A 21,290-nucleotide genomic window follows, 5' to 3' on the forward strand; every position below is an offset into this window, starting at 1 on the left:
ACTAGGAGTAATATTATGGATTTAAAAAAATATATTTGAGATGTTCAAGATTTTCCAATAAAAGGAATAACTTTTAAAGATATCACACCTGTCCTAAATGACATAGAAGCTTTTAAATATACTGTAGACCAAATGTCTGAATATGTTAAAAGCAGAGGAGCAAACGTAATTGTAGCTCCAGAAGCAAGAGGATTTGTTTTCGCAAGTGCTGTTGCATATGTTACTGGTTGCCGTTTTGTTTTAGTAAGAAAACCAAACAAACTACCCAGAAAAGTAAAAGATATTAAGTATGATTTAGAATACGGTTCTGGTCATATTCAAATTCATGAGGACGATCTTAAAGCGAATGATAAAGTTGTTATCATTGATGACGTTCTTGCAACTGGTGGAACTATGGAGGCTATTATAAACTTAGTCGAAGATAGCAATGCTTCAGTTGAAGGAATTGTCTTTCTAGCTGATATAACTTCACTTCATAAACCAGAAATATTTGATAAATACGATTGAAAAACACTAGTTAGTTACTAAAAAAAGCCCCTATAAAGGGCTTTTTTTTATTAATAACTTATAAATAGAGTGGAAATGTTTTTTGTAACAATTCCTTGTCAAAATTTGATTATATTATTAAAATAAAGTAAATTCAGTTAATTAATCAATTATTATACAAGTTACACTATAATACAGACTAATTGAACTTTAATACTTACATAAACAGTATGTGTTGAATTTACTAATAGAAGTGCAATTTATGGTATCTTAAATAAACTACTTATCTTCTGCGATAGAATAATTTATTTGCATTTTTATTTGAATAATATTTTTTTATATACTAAATTTTGATAGGTGTAAAAAAACCACAATATTTTTTTACTATTTCATATTAACATTTACACTCAAAATAGCAACGGTTTTAAAAACAAACACAATTTAGTAAATTAATACTAGAAAAAGTATATTTATTATTTATTATTTTTATTTTCTCGATAATTTAGTCTCTTTTTTCGTGTTTTTTAATATTAATTTGTATGAAAACTCATTAGTATTAATAATCATTTATCTCCATTAGAAACCTATTTGTAAATGGTTACTATTGTTTGTTTCCTGTTATTTAATAGATGATCAAGCTTTGATGTATTCACAATACTAAAATAAACTTTATTCACTTAGCTAAGAATTTTTTTAAAATATAGATAAAATATTTGCTAAATTAAAATAAACCAACTATAATAAAAGTAATAAGCATCAAGCTAATTTAGTTATTGAACGTGAAGTAACCTAGCACTAGGAGTGGGTTGCTTATTTTTGTATTTTGTATTATAATATAGTTAATAAATTAAGGAGGTCGCGCATATGAATTATGTTTTTGCAGACGGTATGAATTTTTGAGTAGTTGACAGAAACTTTAACAGAGTAGCTAAGTTCACTAATTTCTCAGAAGCACAAAACTATGCTAACTCTTTAAATTTTCAATCTAAAGGTTTAAATACAAATTTCCAAGGAAATTTTGGAAATAATGGATTTGCAAATTATTTACCTAGTTCTTTTCCAAACATACAAAAGAATTTATTAGATTCACCTTATGGAAATGAATCAAGAAATTTACCAGTTAGTTACGGTAACATAACAATCAATTGTTCACCAAACCCACAATCAACTCCAATAGCATTTGGTCAACAACCTTTTGTACAACCTAAACAGTTTGGTGGTTTTGCTCCTCAACAAATGCCTTTCTTACAACAACCACTTAACCCAGTTCAATTTAATCAAGAGATTCCAAAACAAAAAGATCTTGATAGTGAACAAAAAGAAAACGACTATGTTGAAAGCAACACCAATAAAAAATCTAAAAAAGCAAAAGCTTCATTTGATGATTCTGATGACACATTAAATCTTGAAAGCTTGGATGATGAATTTGTTGTTAAACAAGAAAAAAAATTGAACAAAAGAAAAAAAGAAGTTACTGATACAAATGATTGGATTGTAGAAGAAACCATCGAACCTTCAAGTGCTGGTGAACTTAGACTGTCTAAAAGAGACATCGATAACTTTTTGGAAAAAATGAAATCTTAAAACCAAACTTGTTTGGTTTTTTTATTTTTTGGGTACTGGGGTAATTATAGACTTATTCACTATAATTAGTTATAATTAATCAAAGAAAAGTAGTATTGAGAGGGGTGTCAAGATGTTCGAAGATTCAGGTAGTTTTAATTTTGTAGAATGTCGAGACGTTGAAATTTTAATAACTGAGATAAAAAAGTATATTCAAAATCCAAAAATTATTGCAGAGATTAAAGAAGCTTATGACTATGCTGAAGAAAAACATAGACCTCAAAAAAGAAAAAATGGAGATCCATTTATAATACATCCATTATCAACAGCATATTATTTGGCTCAATGAAGAATGGGACCTAAAACAATAATTGCTGGACTATTACATGATGTTATTGAAGACACACCCGTAACATTTGATGAAATAGAAGAATTATATGGAAATGATGTTGCTGATATTGTTGAAGCAGTTACTAAGGTGAGTTATTTTACTAAAGAAAACCGCGCACAGATGAAAGCAAATTATTTGAGAAAACTTTTTGTTTCTATGATAAGGGATATAAGAGTTATCATTGTAAAAATTGCGGATAGAATGCATAATCTATTAACTCTTAAATATATGACACCAGAAAAGCAAAAAATTATTGCAAAAGAAACTCTGGATATATATTCAACAATCGCCCACAGAATTGGAATGAAGTCTGCGAAAAACCTTTTAGAAGACCACAGTTTTTATTTTTTAAATCCAGAAGAATTTGAAAAAATAACTCAGCTTTTAGAAGAAAGTAAAGAAGCAAGAACACAAATGATTAGTGAAATCATAAATGATATAAATAAAAGAGTGGAAAATGAATTAAAAGATGAACAATTAACTATTTTTGGTAGATCGAAAACAATATATTCTATTTATAAAAAAATGTCTATCTTTGGAAAGTCTTTCTCAGATATTAATGATATTTTAGCTGTTCGTATTATAACCAATACTGTTGATGAATGTTATAAATTATTAGGTTGAGTTCATCAAATGTATACGCCTTTATCGGGAAGGTTTAAAGATTATATTGCAACACCTAAAAACAATTTATACCAATCTTTACATACAACTCTAGCCAACAGGGACGGGATAATTTTTGAAGTACAAATAAGAACCAAAGAAATGGATGATATCGCTGAACACGGGGCTGCAGCTCACTGGAAATATAAAGAAGGCGAAGGAAATGTTGACGTAGCTACAAAACAAAGAGAAATAGATGAAAAAGTAGATATGTTTACAAGACTAATGAATCTTGAAAAACTAGCTTCTGATGGTATGGAAGTGGAATATAACGAAAGTGGAATTGGCAATCTAGAACAAGAAATTGAAGAAACTGTTAAATCAGACTATCTTGCTCCCTTGATATATATTTTAACCCCTGATGGTCATGTTGTTACGTTACCCTTTGGTTCTACAGTTTTAGATTTTGCATATAAAATACACACTGAAATTGGTAATAAAACAATCGGTGCAAAAATCAATGGGGTTTTCTCTCCTTATAATACAACCTTAAACTCGGGTGAAATGGTTGAGATACAAACTTCAAAAGAAGCAGCTCCAACAGAAAAATGACTTCGTTTTATTAGAACTTCCACTGCCCGTAAGGCAATTGAAGCTTATTTAGCTGAACGTAAGAAAATCGAAGAAGAAAAAGAAAAAATAACTAATCAAAAAATAATTAGAAATACTAAAAGAGAAATCGATAGATACATCGTAGCTAACAACTTAAAATGACAGATAAACTCGATAGATGAAATTCAAAAGAAGCTTAAAGTACTAGATTACAAGAATATTGATGCTTTCTTACTTTCTATTGGTAAAGGTGATTTTTCGATTCCTGAAGCCGTTGAAGTCGTTTATGTTTCTAAAGAAGAATTACGAGATGTTGAAAAAATTAATGATCTTAAAACAAGAAAATATATTTCTGTAAAAGGAAGAGATGACTTAAAAATCAACGGGATTGAACAAGTTAGTTGTTCAATCGCTCAATGTTGTTATCCAATTCCAATGGAAAAAGTAACTAGTTTTATGTCAAAAACTAAAGGAATACAAGTTCATAGGAGTGAATGTATCAATATTGTAAATATTAGGAAGGTCCACAACCTTTTACCAACTGAGTGAGTTCCAAAAAAAGTAGTTGGAAAAAAATACGCAACAAAAATTAGATTAGTAACTTACGATAGAGTTGGTATCTTGGCAGATATAATCCAAGTTTTCACAAATCGTAGAGTTAATATTACAGAAGCAAAGTTAATAACAGTGGAAGAAGAATTTTTAGGAAAAGGTAGCTTAATTATTGAAGTTGAAAATACTGAACATTTGAACCAAACTATGACAGCGCTTGCTGAAATTGCTGGAGTTTCTAAGGTGACAAGAGCATTAACATCAGGAGATAATTTTGAATAATAATATATATCAACCATTAACATAGTATTTATGAATTGTAGAAATATTAAGTTTAGAGGGTTTTATGAGAAATTTATTTAAAAGTTTATCAATTGAAATACAAACACGGGTATTATCATCACCAAAAAGAATAATTAAATTCTTTGGTGTACTAATAGTACCTTTTTTATATGCCTTTGTTTTAATTATGGCATTTTGAAATCCAATGGCAAATTTAGGAAGAGTACCAGCTTCTTTTTTGGATAACGAAGGAACATACTTTACCTATAAGAATTTAGCTGCTAAAAAATATGGTGTTTTAGTTGATAAAAATGGTAAAGTATTCAAAACAAAAGATGAAATAGTAAAAGCTAAGGATAATGATAATCTTTATTTAAATACAACTAATGAAAATATTACTTACATGTATGATGATAAACTCACCAGTGAAACAAGTCTTTTTGATACTTTAATTAAAAACGGTGTATTTAAACCAAATGATGCGAATTACAAAAATAAAGAAGAAACAAAATGGTCAACAAAAAATCTATCAAATATTACATTTAATAATTTCAGCTACTTGCAAGGTGAAAAAGCAAAAAAAGAATATAAAAACAAATCCGATTTTGTGCAAGTTTATGTACCTGAGAATTTCTCTGCACATTTATTAAAAGAACTTTATGAAATATTATCGCACTCTATTCAATTAAAGGATTTTACAACAGAAAAACTTAAGTTATACACAACTTTCGAAAGGAATTATGTTGTAGGTTACTTTTTTGAAAATATATTAAAAAATAAAGATGCACTTATGGCAGGGATATTGATACAAACATTACGTGAGTTTAGTGGATTATTTCCTCAATGAAGTGAAATAGCTGATAAATTAAAGTTAGATAGTTTCATTGACACTCAAAGTGGTGGTTCTAAAGAGGGATATTATGGAATTGGTTTAGGTCAATTATTTATAACTCTTGGACTATTTGTTGGTGCCTTTGTACAAACTTTCATTTATGATCGTGCAAAAAGATTTATCAAAGCAAATGCGATCCAATGATATTTTTCAAAAACACTACTTATGTATTTGACTGGCGTTTTACAAGCGACTTTACTTTTAGCAACATTATCTTTGTCACCATTTAATATAATCGGTTCAAGTGCCTTATTATCAACTTGATTATGAATGTTATTCATAGAATTGATAATAGTTATTTGTGTTCAAGCATTATGATTTAGTTTTAGAGACGAGACGGTTGGGAGATTTATGGTCATAGTATATATGGTTATGAACATTTCGAGTGGTTGAGGAACTTTCCCTGCAATCTTGCAATTTGGTATCTTCCATTTTTTAAGTCATTTCGCAATATTTAGTTATTCTATTAGTGGATTTGGAGCTATTTTCTTTAGTATTAGTGAGAATGGATTTAACATTATAGATACCTTGTACTTACTAAAACAAGCTGGTTTCTTGAGCTTATTTTTGTTATTTTTTATAACCTTAGGAATTTATGGAGCAATTAAAAGAAATAGGGAGATTTGTTTTGGTACTTACAAAGGAAAACAAATAACCAATGCTTTGGATATTTTAGGAATGGAAGAATATAAAAACAACTTCTTCACTAAGTTAGGCTTTTTAAAACTTTATAAATGACATAACATCAAACAATTAGAATATAATCAAGAATTGAAAAAACACATAAATGAAAGTCATCCATGAGAAAAACAATTCAAATGATTTAAGAAAAAAGGTTACACTGATGTAAAAAAACCTAATGAATCAGATAACGACATCATGAGTAGAAACGACAGCACTGAGGTTTAATAACATCATTTATTTGAAACCTATCCCCTAAGCCGTTTGGTAATTGGTAACTAAGAGTTGGTATTTTTGTGATATAATAAGCTTAGTAACTTATAAGGGGAAGAAGTAATGAGAAGAGAAATGATTTATTTACCTATTCAAGAATTTGTTGATGCAAACTTGGATTTTAATTTAGCCTCAACAAGAAAAGAATCAGAGTATGACTTTAATTTTACAAGATGAAAAACATTGATTTATTCAAGTCAAAAACTTAAGTTTGTACTAAAGTATGCACAAGCAGTTCTACAATGATTAACAAAAGTTGTTGATGTTAAAAACTTCAATGTTTCAATTGATACAACAACTGTTGATAGATTCAACTTCTCTATTTATGAATTTGATAATCATATCTTCAACTGTACTTTATTTACTAATTTTTATTTAATACCAGAATCTGATTGATCTTCAAAAGTATTTGAAATGCATTACTCAAAATATGATTTGATTAATGGAGGACAACTAGTCTTGAATGATGAAGCAAGTTTTTGAAAAGGTGAATCTGGATTTGAAAAATTTGTTAATATGTTATATGCAATAATAAAAGAACCATATAAATTTGAAGACAAAAGTCCAGTTCAATGACAAGTTGATTTTAAAGATAAAAAATTATCTAGCTCACAAATTAGAATGCAAATAGCTTCATTAGTTAATAAAGGTGTAAGACCTGAAGATCCATACCTTACAATGGAACAAGCAGTTAAAATTGAACAAGGTGCTAATCCTGCACAAGTTGCAGAACAAGCTAAAAAAGAAAGCCAAAAACGTGAGGCAATTAACCCTTTATGGGATGAAGCAATTCAACTAGAAGAGAAATTCAAAGATTTAAACTATGCTATGAAAAAAGTTAGAGGTATTGAAACTAAAAATAATAAAAAAGGAAGAAGATAATAAAAAACTAAACAACCTTTTAAAGAAATGAATTAATTTAATTATTATTCTAATCATTTCTTCAAGGTTGTTTTTTATTTATAAAAATAATTTTATAAATTAAAATTACTACAACTTAATCAATTAATTTTATCAGATAGTGTATAATGAAAAAAGATAATAAAGTTAGTACTTTATTAGAAAAAAATTTATTTGTATTTAATACAAAGCTTTACTTAAAACTAATGTTTAAGAATGTACTAACTTTAAAAATTCATTTATAACTTTATAAAAGAGACAATGAGTTTAATTTATCTACTGATTAAAGAGATAAAAAAATTATTAGAAACGGAGATCAAGTTATGCGTAAATATAACATCATTAAAAATAAGTTTATGGCATTTAAGAAACACAAAGTATTTACTTTTGGTACGTTTTTTGAATTATTTTGCGTGTAATGATGAAAACAGTTTTGAAAAGGTTGTCAATTAATATTTAATAATTAAACCACCTTAATACAGAAGTAAATATAAATTTAATTAAGAAAAAATTAAATTTATATTTTTTTTATATTTTTTTATCAAATAGAAAACGAGGAGAATTAAATGAAGAGTATAAATGCAGAAAACCAGAGGATTGATCCTACTGGAAATATGCAAAATCAAATTATCAACAAAAAAAGTCGAAACTCTGCAGCTTTTGATTTTTGAAGAGTATTCTCAATAGTCTTTGGAAATTCAATTGGTGTTGGAGTTTATCTAAAAAGTAAACAGGCATTGTTAGCAGCACATAACCCATATATTGTTTTAATTATTTTAGGATTAATGGCGTTTATTGGTATTTCAATGGTGTTTGTATTTATTGAGTTAGGAACTAGTGCAAAAAATAGGTATCATACGCATACATGTTTTGCAGAGACTTTTATTGGAAGAAGAACAGGAAGTTTATTCTCGCTCTTTTATTCAATAATATATGTTCCTGTTTATGTTGGTCTAATGGCTATAACAGTTTCTTACTATATTTTTAGAGTAATTGATGATTACCACAATAATGAAGCTTGAATCAATCCAGATACAGAAGCCTTCTTAATAATATTTATAGCGGTATTAATTATCTTTTTCATGTGTATATCAAATGCTCATGCTTCAAACGGATGATTTAAATATTTACATATATTTTTTAACAACTTAAAGTTTTTACCACTAGTTTTTGTCATCGGATTAGGTTTTTATGCAAAGTTCCATTTAAGTACAACAGCTTTCAATGAAGCAAATACTACACAATGAAAATTTAGTTATTTTATTCTTGTTATACCAATGCTTTTATTTGAACTAGATGGATTTATGTATGGTTCTAGTATTGAAAAAGAAATCAAACATAAAAAAATGTTAGTTGCTGGACAAGTTGTTGGTGTTATTTTAGTGGTAATGGTAAATATCTTATTTGCAGTTTCATTATATTTTGGAACATTGGATGCAGATTCATTTTCATTGATATCAGCAATTATTCCTAAAGATTGAGCATTATTTTGTAAGTTACTAATTGCAGTAGTTGTGCTAGGATCAGTTGCTGGATTCACTAGTTTTGGAGTAATAAACTTATCTAGCACAACTGACAATAATGGTCCGCAATTAATATATTACAAACAAGGTAAAGCAATGATTTCGCATAAGTTGAGCGGTTATATAAATGCTATTATTATTTCATTAACATTAGTCATTATCACAACAACTTCATGACTAGTTTATCGAAACTCACTTGATAGAACTAATAAACTCAGCGAATATTATTATGTTGGTCAAGCAGTAACATTCTTGATTGACAAAATATCTGACTCAGCAGTTGTTATTGCTTTTACAACTTATTTAACTTTGATGGTGGCAGCGCTTGTTAATCATAAGACCAAAAAAGTTGATGATGTTTTAAATGTCAGAGGTAGTGTTTATTATAATGTTATAGCTTCAAGTATTATGAGTTTATTTTTGATATACATTTATTATGATATCTTTAAAAAATTATGATCAGATGATGTTGGTCAAATATTACAACCAATATTTGTTATTATCTTTACAACATTGTTGTTAATAATATTCTTAATAAATGAGTTGAGAATTTCAAAAGCTAACATAGATGAAAATGATTTTATATTAAAAATAAATCCTAAAAATTGAGGTAAATCTTATAATCGTTTAGAAGCGATCGAGAATTATAAAAACAAAAACAAAAGTTTCTATAGTAAATTAAATAGTAATTAAATTAAAATAATTAAATTTGAAGTGTTATACTCATAGAGTTGCAAAAAAATTTGGAGGTGAATACTATGATAACTGATAAGAAGATAAAGTGTAAATCAAAAATCAAAAACTTAAATTTATATATCTGTAGTTTAACTAAGATAAGTTTTCATAGTATTTATTGTGAAACCTTTTATAGTTATCTTAAATAATATTATTAATAATAATGTAACAGACACTTTGTGTAGAGTTACAGTTTTCAAATATTATGGAAATATAAATTTTATTCAAATAAAATTTATATTTTTTTATTTTTAAAGGAGGAAAATATCATGAACGAGCGTAAAAAAACCTTGTCGAAACTCACCATTATATTTATGGTATTTGCGACAGTTTTCGCTTTAAGAAATATTATCAACAATCAAGTTCAGTTTGGTTTATTATCAATGTTACTATTTTTAGTAGGGGGAATTGTTTATGCAATTCCAATAGTATTCATATCTTCTGAATTTGCAAGTATCAAAAAATTAAAAAATGCTGAAGCAGGATTAGGGAGTTATTGTTCCCTAATCCTTGGTAAAAAATGTGGGTTCTTAGCAAGTTGATCGTCATTTTTTACAAACCTATTTTACTTTGCTACCTTGGCACCATTTACTGTTATAGCAATTAGTTTTGTTATTACAGGAACAAATGGTTTTGACTTGTTGGCTTTAAAATTAAATGAAAATGGAATGGACGAAAATAATGCTAGTCGAGTATCAGCTATCTTATTAGCTTGTATCGCCATTGTTATTTTTTGAACAGGTTCATTTATTGCAAAAAAAGGAGCACGTTGGATCGGAATCATTACCAACATTGGTGGAACTGCTTCACTAATGTTGGGAGTAGTGTTTATTGTTTTATGTTTATTTGTAGCATTACCAGTATTCAAAAATGGACAAGTACCAAGTTCTTTTAATAAAGAACATTTAAATCCAATGAGTTCTTGAGGTTTTGATGGTGACTGATGAGGATTTATGTCAGCTTTTCCTTGAATTATGATTTCTTATAATGGGATTGAAACAATGGCTGTATTTATGAGAGATACTAAAAAAGGTCCAAAAGCTTTCAAAATATCAACATTGATTGGAATGTTGATTGTTATTTTCTTAATGGTTTGTGGAGGATTAGCATTAAGTCTTGTAATTGAACAAGGATTAATTACTAAATGAGGTCTTTCAAATACTTATTATTACGTATTTTCATATATGTTTAATTTACCTTTTGATTCAATTGGTGGAACAATAATAATCAGAGTTGTTGCATTAGTAACAGCATTAAATGGATTAGGAGCTCTGTTCTTTTGAACTGTAGGACCAGTTAAAGTTTTCTTTTCAGAAATACCAGAAGGTGTAATGGGAAAATGAGCACAAAAAACTAATAAAGCAGGAATTCCTACTAATGGAATTATTGCGCAAGCAATTGTTGTAACAATTATTTTATTAATTGTTGGAGTTACTACAACTGGAGCTATTGGAAAAGGTTCTTCTAATTTCTTGACTTTGATAACTCAAACAACTACAACTATGTCGGTTTTTCCATTTTTATTCTTTTTTATATCGTATATAAAATTAAGATGAAAATTGGAAGATACAGAAAGAACTACTAAATTCTTTAAAAATAAATATATTGCGATCACAATAACCTCAATATCCTTAATGGTTATTATAATAGCAATAATATTTGGAGCAATTCCTTCACCAGTGTCATGAAAAAGTGATTGAGTCACTTCTTTAACTAGTTTATTACTTTCGGTTGGTGGCTTAGTTATTTTTATGGGATTTGCAATGTTGATGTGATACTTAAATGTTCAAAGAAAAAATAAAAAACTAAGTTTAAATAATACTGAGATTAATGAAATTATGACATCCAATATTACAAAAGAAGAAAAGTAAAAGAAAATATAAAAACTAAATCAATTTAAATAAGGATAAAAACTAAACCTACTAATTTGACGTAAATGTTAAGTTAGTAGATTTTTATATTATCAAGTGTTTTTATATAAAACTACAAACTCGATTATTCAAATTAAGAAGGATAATTTAATATTTTGATAGTTTAGACATCAAAAGTATCCAACTACTTTCTCTTTTGGAAACCATTTAGTTATTGATCATTTTCACTATCAAAAATAGTTTTCAAGCCGCATTATATAAATACAGGAGGAAAAAAGCATGGATAAAATTAAAATCTTTGCCCCGGTTGACGGGACTATCAAATCAATTGATAAATGTATAGATAAAACTTTCGCTGATAAAATGCTTGGTGATGGATTTTTGGTCGAACCCGAAAATAACTTTATATATAGTATTTTTCAAGAATCCAAGATTAAGATGATTTTTGATACTAAGCATGCAGTGTTTCTAGAAACAATTTCTGGATTAAAAGCAATGATACATATTGGTATCGACACTGTAAGATTAGAAGGAAAACCTTTCAAGTATTTGAAAAAAGTTGATGATACTTTTAATTATAAAGAACCCTTAATTGATGTGGATTATAAGATGATTCAAAAAGAGAAATTGTCTACTGAAACTATTGTTGTCTTTGATAACGATGATGATTTGGAATTTGAGTTAACAAAAACAGGTTATGTAAAGCATGGTGAGGAAATAGGAATATTAACGATAAATAAGACTAAAAAAAATGATGATAAATTAATTGTCAAAGAAAGTAAATTTAAAGTAGCTGCCCAAAAAGTTTATGAGGCTGTTGGAACAGTAAAAAACTTTCAAAACTGTTACAATTGCATGACAAGATTAAGATTTAGTATCATTGATAAAAAATTGGTTAATGAAGACAAGTTAAAAAAACTTCCCTTAGTAAAGGGAATAAACTGAAGTGGTCAAGAGTTACAAATTATAATTGGTGGAGATGTTTATAAAGTAAACGAAGAAGTACAAAAAATAATGAATAAAGAGACCATATTTGAAACTAAAAATAATAACAAAAAGAAATTTAAAGATAGAGCACTAGGATTTATAAGTGGTGTTATTGTACCTACAATACCAATTATCTTAGCAGCAGGATTATTGATGGCACTAAAGGCTATTTTAATACAATCGAATCTTATTGATGATATAAAAAATTATGATCAAATGAAAAATGCACATCTTTTTTCAGCATTCATTTATATAATCGCAGAAGTAGGGATTGGAATGTTAGGAATATTTCTATGTATTAGCACAGTGAAATATTTAAAAGGAAATGTAATTGTTGGAGCCCTAATTGGTGTTGCGGTAGCTAGTCCTTATTTGATGTGAGGAGTAAACTTCACTTTAATAGAATGAAGTTTTATTAAAATTAAGCTAGGTGGTTATTACAATTCAATAATTCCTCAAATTGTTGCAGGAGCATTATATGTTTACATAGACAAATGAGTTAAATCTTGAATGCCAACTTCAATAGATATTTGTTTCAGAACAGGTATAGCATTTTTAATTGTTATGGTTTCAATTATGTTTGTTTTAGGACCGATCCTTGGTGTTATTGAGGGATTGATTGGTGTTGCTGTAAAATGATTGGGTAACATCCCTTATGGTATTGGAACAATGTTATTCGCTATGTTATGACAACCTCTTGTATTAACTGGAACTCATGTTCCAGTTATTATGGCCATTATACAAAACTTACCAAGTCCACTTTATGCGGTGTCAGTGTTTGGAGTTTGTGGACAACTTGGTGCTGTAATTTATGTTGGTAATAGTACAAATAATTATAAAACTAAAGAGATTGCTTACTCTTCAATACCTTCAGCAATTGTTGGTATTACCGAACCAATCATTTATGGTATTACTTTACCAAGAGTAACTCCATTCTTAACTGGGTGTCTAGGAGCAGCAATTGGTGGTTTAACAACTGGATTGCTTGGAATTAATGCAACTGTTGCAGGAGGAATGGGTGTATTAGGAGTAACAAGATTTCTACCTGGTGGAGCCTATCAAATTGGTCTCTTTGTGTTAGGGTCATTTATTTCAATTGGTTCTGCCTATCTATTTACTTTCTTATTCTTTGTAGAAAGAGAAAAAGAAAACAAATCTATTAATAAAGTTAATAAAAGATTTACAAAATATTTATTTAAAAATAACTATATTTCACTTGAAGAAAAAAAAGAATTATTAAAAAACTTAAATAATAATTTAAAATTTTCAAAAGATGAAAAACATCAATTTAAAGATATTGAAAAAGTATTCAAAAATAACTCACACTTTGAAGCCAAGATTTCACAAATAAAAGATGAACAAAATGAAAAGTTAGTTAAGTTAAATGAAAAAATAGTTGCTTTAAAAAGCAAAAATAAGTTAATGAGTATAAAACGAGTTGAAAATAATATAGTTAAAACAGAAAATAATAAAAAAATGATCATACTAACAGAGAAAAAAGAGAAACTAAATGAGCTTTATTTAAAAAGTAAAAATAAGCTTAAAACTTTACAAAGTACAATTTTAGAAAAAATCAATAACATTGTAGAAAGTAAAATAAAGTATGATAAAAAAATAGATCTGATAAAAAATAATTATTATAATGCTGTACATTCATTAGATATTTACTTTGAAATCAATCAAAGAAAAGATGATACTTTAAGTTTCCAAAGAAAGAAGGTTAATAATGAAATTTCCTAAGAACTTCTTATGGGGTGGTGCAACTGCTGCACCTCAACTTGAAGGAGAGTACAACAAAGATGGTAAATCTTTGACTGTGGCTGATTTAAAATATTTTGAAGATATTAAGAATCGAAAAAATATTACAGATTCTAAAGAAGTAACAAGCGAAAAAATCAATTACGCAATCGAAAATGAACAAGATTTATATTTTCCTAAAAGAATGGGTGTTGATTTTTACAACAACTATAAAGAAGATATAAAACTATTTAGCGAAATGGGTATGAATACATTTAGAATGTCACTTTCTTGAGCCAGGATTATTCCAAATTGTGATGATGGTGTTATTTGCCAAGAAGGTTTAAACTTCTATAAAAGGGTTTTTGAAGAGTGTAAAAAATATAACATAGAACCATTAGTCACAATATCTCATTTTGACTTACCTTACATATTAGTAGAAAAATATGGAGGGTGAAAAAATCCTAAATTAATTGATATTTATCTAGAATATGCAAAAGTTGTTTTTAATGAATATAAAGATTATGTAAAATATTGAATTCCTTTTAATGAAATTAACGCTGCGATATTTTCAAGTTGGGTCAGTGTCGGTATAATAGTTGATAAAGAAGTGAATGTATTAGAAAGTTGCTATCAAGCGTTACACAATCAATTTGTTGCTAATGCAAAAGCTATTAAAATTGGTAGAGAAATTGATAAGAATTTTAAATTTGGTTGTATGCTTGCTCAATTCACATGTTATCCGTTAAATTGCAAGCCAGAGAATGTCTTCTTAAATCTTCAAGACCAACAAACAAAAGTATACTTTTATTATGATGTATTTACGAAAGGGTACTACCCATCTTATATTCTCAAATATTGAGAATTAAATAATATTAAAATAAATTATACAAATGAAGATATGGAAATAATAAGTAAATACAAAATAGATTTCATCTCATTCAGCTATTATATGAGTGGAGTTAACTCAACTGAAAATACATCTAAAGTAGAAGCTAATTTAGTAAAAATGGGAAAAAATCCTTTTTTGCAAGAAAGTGAATGAGGTTGACAAATTGATCCTGTTGGTTTAAGAACTACATTAAATGATCTATGAGATAGATATCAACTACCATTATTCATTGCAGAAAATGGAATTGGTCTTAATGATAAACTAAATGATGAATTAAAAGTAATTGATAATGAAAGAATTGAATATTTAAAGTCACATTTAGAACAAATAAGTTTTGCTATTGAAGATGGTGTTAATGTATTTGGTTATACTACATGAACTCCAATCGATATAATATCTAGTGGAAGTAATGAGATGTCTAAGCGTTATGGTCTCATTTATGTCGATCAAGATGATTATGGTAAGGGAACAAAAAAAAGATATAAAAAAGAAAGTTTTTATTGATTTAAAAAATTCATAGAATCTTTGGAATAACAATATTGCTTTGAAGCATTAGTTATGTTAAAAAACAAGGAGTATTATTAACTTCTTGTTTTTTATTGGCTTTATAACTTATATTTAAACTTGTTCTGTGTTCAGTTTCTGATTTTTTTATCTCTTTGATTAATTATCTTTAAATACACGATTTTAAAAAACTCGATATTTTATATAATTAAAGGGGTAACTCGTTAAATAATACATTTTTTAAGAAGTATTTAAATATTTTTTAAAAAATTATAAAAAATTTATATTTTATGTTATTATATTTTTGTCAGGCAACTAGTCGTCTATTGCTTAGATATGTCAGAAACTAAGATAAACTTCTTAGTGAAGGGTTGAGCATCCCTAAACCTGCTCTTTTTTTTATTTTCAAAACAAATTTATATAAGTTTGATAAAATATTTTTGAAAGTAAAAAAGGATGAAAAAATGAAAAAATATATATTAGGTCTTGATCTTGGTATTTCATCAGTAGGGTGAGCTGTCACAGGTTATGATGATGAGAATGCTATAGAACCTTGATTAGATGATTTTGGTGTTAGATTATTTGAAGTACCTGAAAATCCAAAAGATAAAACATCTTTAGCTGCTGAAAGAAGAGGATTTCGTAGTTCAAGAAGATTAAAAAGAAGAAAAAAAGCTAGAATAAAGTTATTGAAAAAAATATTGATAGATTCGGATATTATTAATGAGAATTTATACGAAAAAACTTTCAATTTTTCTATTTCTTCATTAAAACCAACAAATAAAATTGTATATGATGAAAAGAAATACTTTAATCCATATGTTATTAGAAAAAAAGGGTTAAAGGAAAAATTAAGTAGTGAAGAACTAACTATTGCGCTTGTACACATCGCCAAAAATAGAGGTTTTGAAAACTTATTTGATCCAGAAAAAGGTGAAGATAAATCAGAATTAAAAGATGATGCTGAAATCAATGAAAAAGAAGATTATGCAAATTCAATTATAATTGCTAGAAAATTAATAGGTTACGATATAGCCACAAAAACTTGTAAAAAAACAATTGCAGAAGCTTTCATTGATGAAGAAAGTTCTACAAGGATTGAAAAAAATAAAAATTTGTTAAATGTTCGTAATAAAGATAGTCAATATAGATTTCTTTTTCCAAGAGCGGCATATAAATACGAACTAGAACTTATTTTAAATAAACAAGCAGAGTATTATCCTCAACTAAACAATGAAATTATTGATAAAATCATGGATACTATATTAAGACAAAGATTCTTTGAGGATGGTTTTGGACCTAAAAATATCTCTCGAGCAGAAAACATTGAATTAATTAAACAAAAATTATCAAACATTAAAGACAAAAATAATCATTATATTGCATTAAGAGATTCTTTAAGGGCATATAAATTATATAAACCATTTACTGAATTAGTAGGAAATTGTACATTTTTTCCTAATGAAAAAAGATATATTAAGTCAAGTATAATTTTTGATTTATATCAAATGGCAGTTGAAGTCTCTAAGTTTTCTTCTTTTTTAGAGAATAAACAAACAATAAAAGACTTTCATAATAAACTATTCAACTTAGCTTTAACCGATGAAAAATTTATTTCAAATAATAAAAAGCAAATTGAAAGTGTTTTAAAAACTGATTTTGGTGTCAAATCAGAAGATTTAAAAAACTTAAAGGCATTAGATAATGCTAAAAAAACTGATTTATTTGGATTTACCAAAAGATTCATCAAAGTTTTTGGAATGGAAAAACTAAAAGAATTAAATATTGATAATTTAGACTCAAATATAATAGATGATTTAGGGGATATTTTAAATAAGAATATAACTCCAGAGTTGAGAAAAAGTAACATAAAAAAATGAGCAAGCGATAATAATGTAACAATTAACGACGAAAATATAAATCAATTACTTTTAACTCCTTCAAAAGTAACTACAACAAGTAATCTTTGTAAAAAGGCAATGTTAATGGTAATAAAACACTTCCTTGAAGGTGAAATCGCTGGTGTATATCAAGATGAATTAAAAGCAAAAGCAAATGAGTATACAGACTTAAACATCAAGAAGTTCTTACAACCTATTGTTGATGGAGATTTGGTAAGAAATCCAGTAGTTTTCAGAGCAATCAATGAAGCTAGAAAAGTATTAAAAGCACTTTTCAGGAAGTATAATGATTTTGAAAAAATAAATGTGGAAACATCTCGTGAACTTGGTAAGTCTGGTGAAGTCAGAAATGAGTTGAACAAAAAAAATCTTGATTCAAGAGCTAAAAATGAAGTAATAAAATCTGAACTTGAAAAAATTGGTATTGTAGCAAACACAACCTCAATATTGAAATATAAGCTATGATTAGCTCAAGATAAAAAATGTTTGTACTCACTTAGAGATATTAAAATAGAACAATTAAACTCACATGAACTTGAAGTCGATCATATATTACCGATTTCGAAGTTTCCAGATGATTCATTTGATAATAAAGTGCTAGTTTACACAACAGAGAATCAACTTAAAAAAAATCGTACCCCATTAGAATATTTCAATGCTGAAAATCCAGATATTATAAATAGCTATAAAAAAAATTGTCTTGATTTATATCGTAAGGGTAATATCACTTGAAATAAGTATGAAAACCTATTAATTAAATCAGTTTTAGATATTGATCAAAATAAATTTTCTTCTAGAAATTTAGTAGATAATTCTTATATTGCTAGGTATTTTGCTAATTGACTTAAAAATAATTTAATTCATAAATATAAGAAAGAAAATAAAGAATACAAATCTAATGTGTTAATGATTAAAGGGGTTGTCACCTCAAGATTTAGAAGAAAATGGTTACGCTTTTCTCCATGAGGATTAGATATAAAAGTTCGTGATATAACACCATTTCATCATGCTGTTGATGCGATAGTATTATCACAGTTTAAAAACCAAGGAAGTGTTGATTTTGCTTCTGACTTGATAGCTATTGAAAATGAATTTAAAAGTTTTAAATATAAAAACATTTCTTTAGAACAATATCATAATAACGTTAAAGAAATATGTAGTAAGTGACATGATAATAGTGGTTATCAGTGACAGTTTCAAATTTCAAAGCCAATTGAGAGAATTGATGATTTTATAAATTCAGATTGCCAAGCAATTAAGATGTTTCCTTTAGTAAAAAATTTAGATAAATTAATTGATTTAAGAATGCCGATTGAACTATCAGTTAAAGTTGATGTTGATACAGTAAAATTAACTGAAAAAGAACTGAAGAGAAATTTCAAAAATCTTAACGAGTTATCAATTTTAAATGAAAAAGACTTTAAAAAAGAAATAAAAGTTAAAAGACCTGTATTTGTAAAGGTTAAACATCCACAAGAATATATTGAAACTTTAAAGAATGCTAATGTTGCTGGAGATATCCATTATCCTTTTGTTTCCTATAAAGTAAATCATAAAGTTTCTGGATCTGTTACATCAAGTGAAAAAATGGCTGCAAAAAAATTATTAAAAGATTCCAACAAAGATCAATTTCACATTGATAGACATGGAAACCTCTGAGAAACTAATGTTTATTATGGAGTTATAATAGACAAAGAAGGTATTAATAAACCTAGATGGATTAAAAAAATAGATATATTTAAAAATAAAAACATTCTAAAACTAAGAGATAATGAGCTGATTTTGAGACAAAATGACACAGTATTCTATAAGAATAAAGACGACAATTATGAGTACAAAGTGTTTAAATCTAAAATGGGAGCACAAATTTGTGCAACAAAAATAAATACTACATATATTTCAACGTTACACAAAAATAAAGAGATATTCGGTACACAAAACTGTTATGACTCATTATCAAATATTTTAAAAGAAATTAAGATAATAACAATAGATATTTTAGGTAAAGCATAATTTGAGGTTTTAGTTATCTGACATATCTAAGGAATAGACGACAATCGCTCTAAATATTCTCAAACAGATCTAGTTTTAGTTATCTGACATATCTAAGGAATAGACGACAAACAACGAGACGTTACATTTTATGATAAAGTTTTAGTTATCTGACATATCTAAGGAATAGACGACCTTTACCAATTAACAATGTATGTGTACCTTGTTTTAGTTATCTGACATATCTAAGGAATAGACGACAGTATCACAAGACGAGTACGACACTCTAGAGTTTTAGTTATCTGACATATCTAAGGAATAGACGACCTATTTTTATAAACAAAGTACCTATCATTAGTTTTAGTTATCTGACATATCTAAGGAATAGACGACATTTTGCCGATAAAGGATTTGCAAGTTGAAGTTTTAGTTATCTGACATATCTAAGGAATAGACGACGAAATGTATTTCAATAGTTATATTATAACAGTTTTAGTTATCTGACATATCTAAGGAATAGACGACATAACTTTAAAAAATATTGACAATTATTATGTTTTAGTTATCTGACATATCTAAGGAATAGACGACAAACTTAAGATATTTGCTATCGTAACTTTTGTTTTAGTTATCTGACATATCTAAGGAATAGACGACGATAATTACAAAAATAATAAAATGCGCCTTGTTTTAGTTATCTGACATATCTAAGGAATAGACGACATTATTGTAATACTCGCTTGCTTGTACCAAGTTTTAGTTATCTGACATATCTAAGGAATAGACGACCATTTTTATAATGAAAACTTGTCCGTTAGTAGTTTTAGTTATCTGACATATCTAAGGAATAGACGACACCTGTTTTAAAAAAACCAATTGAAGGTGTGTTTTAGTTATCTGACATATCTAAGGAATAGACGACGATTTTGTCATCATAGACATAATCGTTGTAGTTTTAGTTATCTGACATATCTAAGGAATAGACGACTGAAAAGGGAAAAGAAATGTCACGTCCTATGTTTTAGTTATCTGACATATCTAAGGAATAGACGACTTTTTCAATAACTAATATTTTTATTAGTTGGTTTTAGTTATCTGACATATCTAAGGAATAGACGACAAAAAGGTTATTATTAGCATTCTACAAGCCGTTTTAGTTATCTGACATATCTAAGGAATAGACGACTTTTTTTTCTCGTGTACGATTTCGTTCAGTTTTAGTTATCTGACATATCTAAGGAATAGACGACTTTTTTTTCTCGTGTACGATTTCGTTCAGTTTTAGTTATCTGACATATCTAAGGAATAGACGACATATTCTTGATCGACAAGATTGTTAAAAGTGTTTTAGTTATCTGACATATCTAAGGAATAGACGACCTCAATAGATGTAAACAATGTTTCACAACCGTTTTAGTTATCTGACATATCTAAGGAATAGACGACAAAATATGAATACAATGCAGACGGAAAAGGTTTTAGTTATCTGACATATCTAAGGAATAGACGACTTATCTTTAAACTACTAATTTGTAAACTAGGTTTTAGTTATCTGACATATCTAAGGAATAGACGACTTTTTTTCAATACATAATTACTTGTTCATAAGTTTTAGTTATCTGACATATCTAAGGAATAGACGACGACAACTTCGGAATCATCATTATCAGTAGTGTTTTAGTTATCTGACATATCTAAGGAATAGACGACATCAGTCCGAGAGACTTAAAACAAAGGAGTGTTTTAGTTATCTGACATATCTAAGGAATAGACGACATTAAAATTGAAATTAATAATCATATTTGAGTTTTAGTTATCTGACATATCTAAGGAATAGACGACACGATTTCGTTCAATAAAAAATTCAATCTAGTTTTAGTTATCTGACATATCTAAGGAATAGACGACATCTA

Annotated in this window: 10 protein-coding genes and 1 CRISPR repeat array (1 of these 11 only partly in view); all 10 genes read left to right on the forward strand. The window is 27.4% G+C overall.

The window, feature by feature from the left end; all coding sequences use genetic code 4:
- Positions 1–15: 15 nt before the first annotated feature.
- The 10 genes from SAPIS_RS02175 (at position 16) to cas9 (ending at position 19,398) form a co-directional block, all read left to right on the forward strand.
- A complete protein-coding gene (locus SAPIS_RS02175; RefSeq protein WP_023789198.1) occupies positions 16–528 on the forward strand; it encodes an adenine phosphoribosyltransferase in 513 nt (170 codons plus the stop codon).
- 822 nt (positions 529–1,350) lie between these two features.
- The gene (locus tag SAPIS_RS02180; RefSeq protein ID WP_023789199.1) at positions 1,351–2,070 is read left to right on the forward strand and encodes a hypothetical protein; all 720 of its coding nucleotides are present in this window, start codon (positions 1,351–1,353) and stop codon (positions 2,068–2,070) included.
- 112 nt (positions 2,071–2,182) lie between these two features.
- Positions 2,183–4,489 (forward strand): RelA/SpoT family protein, encoded by a 2,307-nt coding sequence (locus SAPIS_RS02185; protein WP_023789200.1) that lies wholly within the window; start codon positions 2,183–2,185, stop codon positions 4,487–4,489.
- Between the two features lie 64 nt (positions 4,490–4,553).
- The gene (locus SAPIS_RS02190) at positions 4,554–6,290 is read left to right on the forward strand and encodes an ABC transporter (protein WP_023789202.1); all 1,737 of its coding nucleotides are present in this window, start codon (positions 4,554–4,556) and stop codon (positions 6,288–6,290) included.
- A 108-nt stretch (positions 6,291–6,398) separates the two neighbouring features.
- Positions 6,399–7,217, forward strand: coding sequence for a hypothetical protein (locus SAPIS_RS02195; protein ID WP_023789204.1), 819 nt, complete (start codon positions 6,399–6,401; stop codon positions 7,215–7,217).
- A 584-nt stretch (positions 7,218–7,801) separates the two neighbouring features.
- The gene (locus SAPIS_RS02200; protein WP_023789205.1) at positions 7,802–9,451 is read left to right on the forward strand and encodes an amino acid permease; all 1,650 of its coding nucleotides are present in this window, start codon (positions 7,802–7,804) and stop codon (positions 9,449–9,451) included.
- A 311-nt stretch (positions 9,452–9,762) separates the two neighbouring features.
- Positions 9,763–11,364, forward strand: a complete 1,602-nt coding sequence (locus SAPIS_RS02205; protein WP_023789207.1) for an APC family permease — start codon at positions 9,763–9,765, stop codon at positions 11,362–11,364.
- A 279-nt stretch (positions 11,365–11,643) separates the two neighbouring features.
- Positions 11,644–14,091 (forward strand): glucose PTS transporter subunit IIA, encoded by a 2,448-nt coding sequence (locus tag SAPIS_RS02210; RefSeq protein ID WP_023789208.1) that lies wholly within the window; start codon positions 11,644–11,646, stop codon positions 14,089–14,091.
- Positions 14,078–15,514 carry a glycoside hydrolase family 1 protein gene (locus SAPIS_RS02215; protein WP_023789209.1) on the forward strand — a complete coding sequence of 479 codons (1,437 nt, stop codon included), beginning with the start codon at positions 14,078–14,080 and terminating at the stop codon, positions 15,512–15,514. The genes SAPIS_RS02210 and SAPIS_RS02215 overlap by 14 nt, the downstream gene beginning before the upstream one ends.
- A gap of 434 nt (positions 15,515–15,948) precedes the next feature.
- A complete protein-coding gene (gene cas9 / locus SAPIS_RS02220; RefSeq protein ID WP_023789210.1) occupies positions 15,949–19,398 on the forward strand; it encodes a type II CRISPR RNA-guided endonuclease Cas9 in 3,450 nt (1,149 codons plus the stop codon).
- Between the two features lie 6 nt (positions 19,399–19,404).
- Positions 19,405–21,290: direct repeats of the CRISPR family, unit length 36 nt; unit sequence GTTTTAGTTATCTGACATATCTAAGGAATAGACGAC; it runs 1,713 nt beyond the window's last position.

Origin of the sequence: Spiroplasma apis B31 (genome assembly GCF_000500935.1) — a bacterium.
In the GTDB taxonomy this organism is placed as follows: Bacteria; Bacillota_I; Bacilli_A; order Mycoplasmatales; family Mycoplasmataceae; genus Spiroplasma_A; species Spiroplasma_A apis.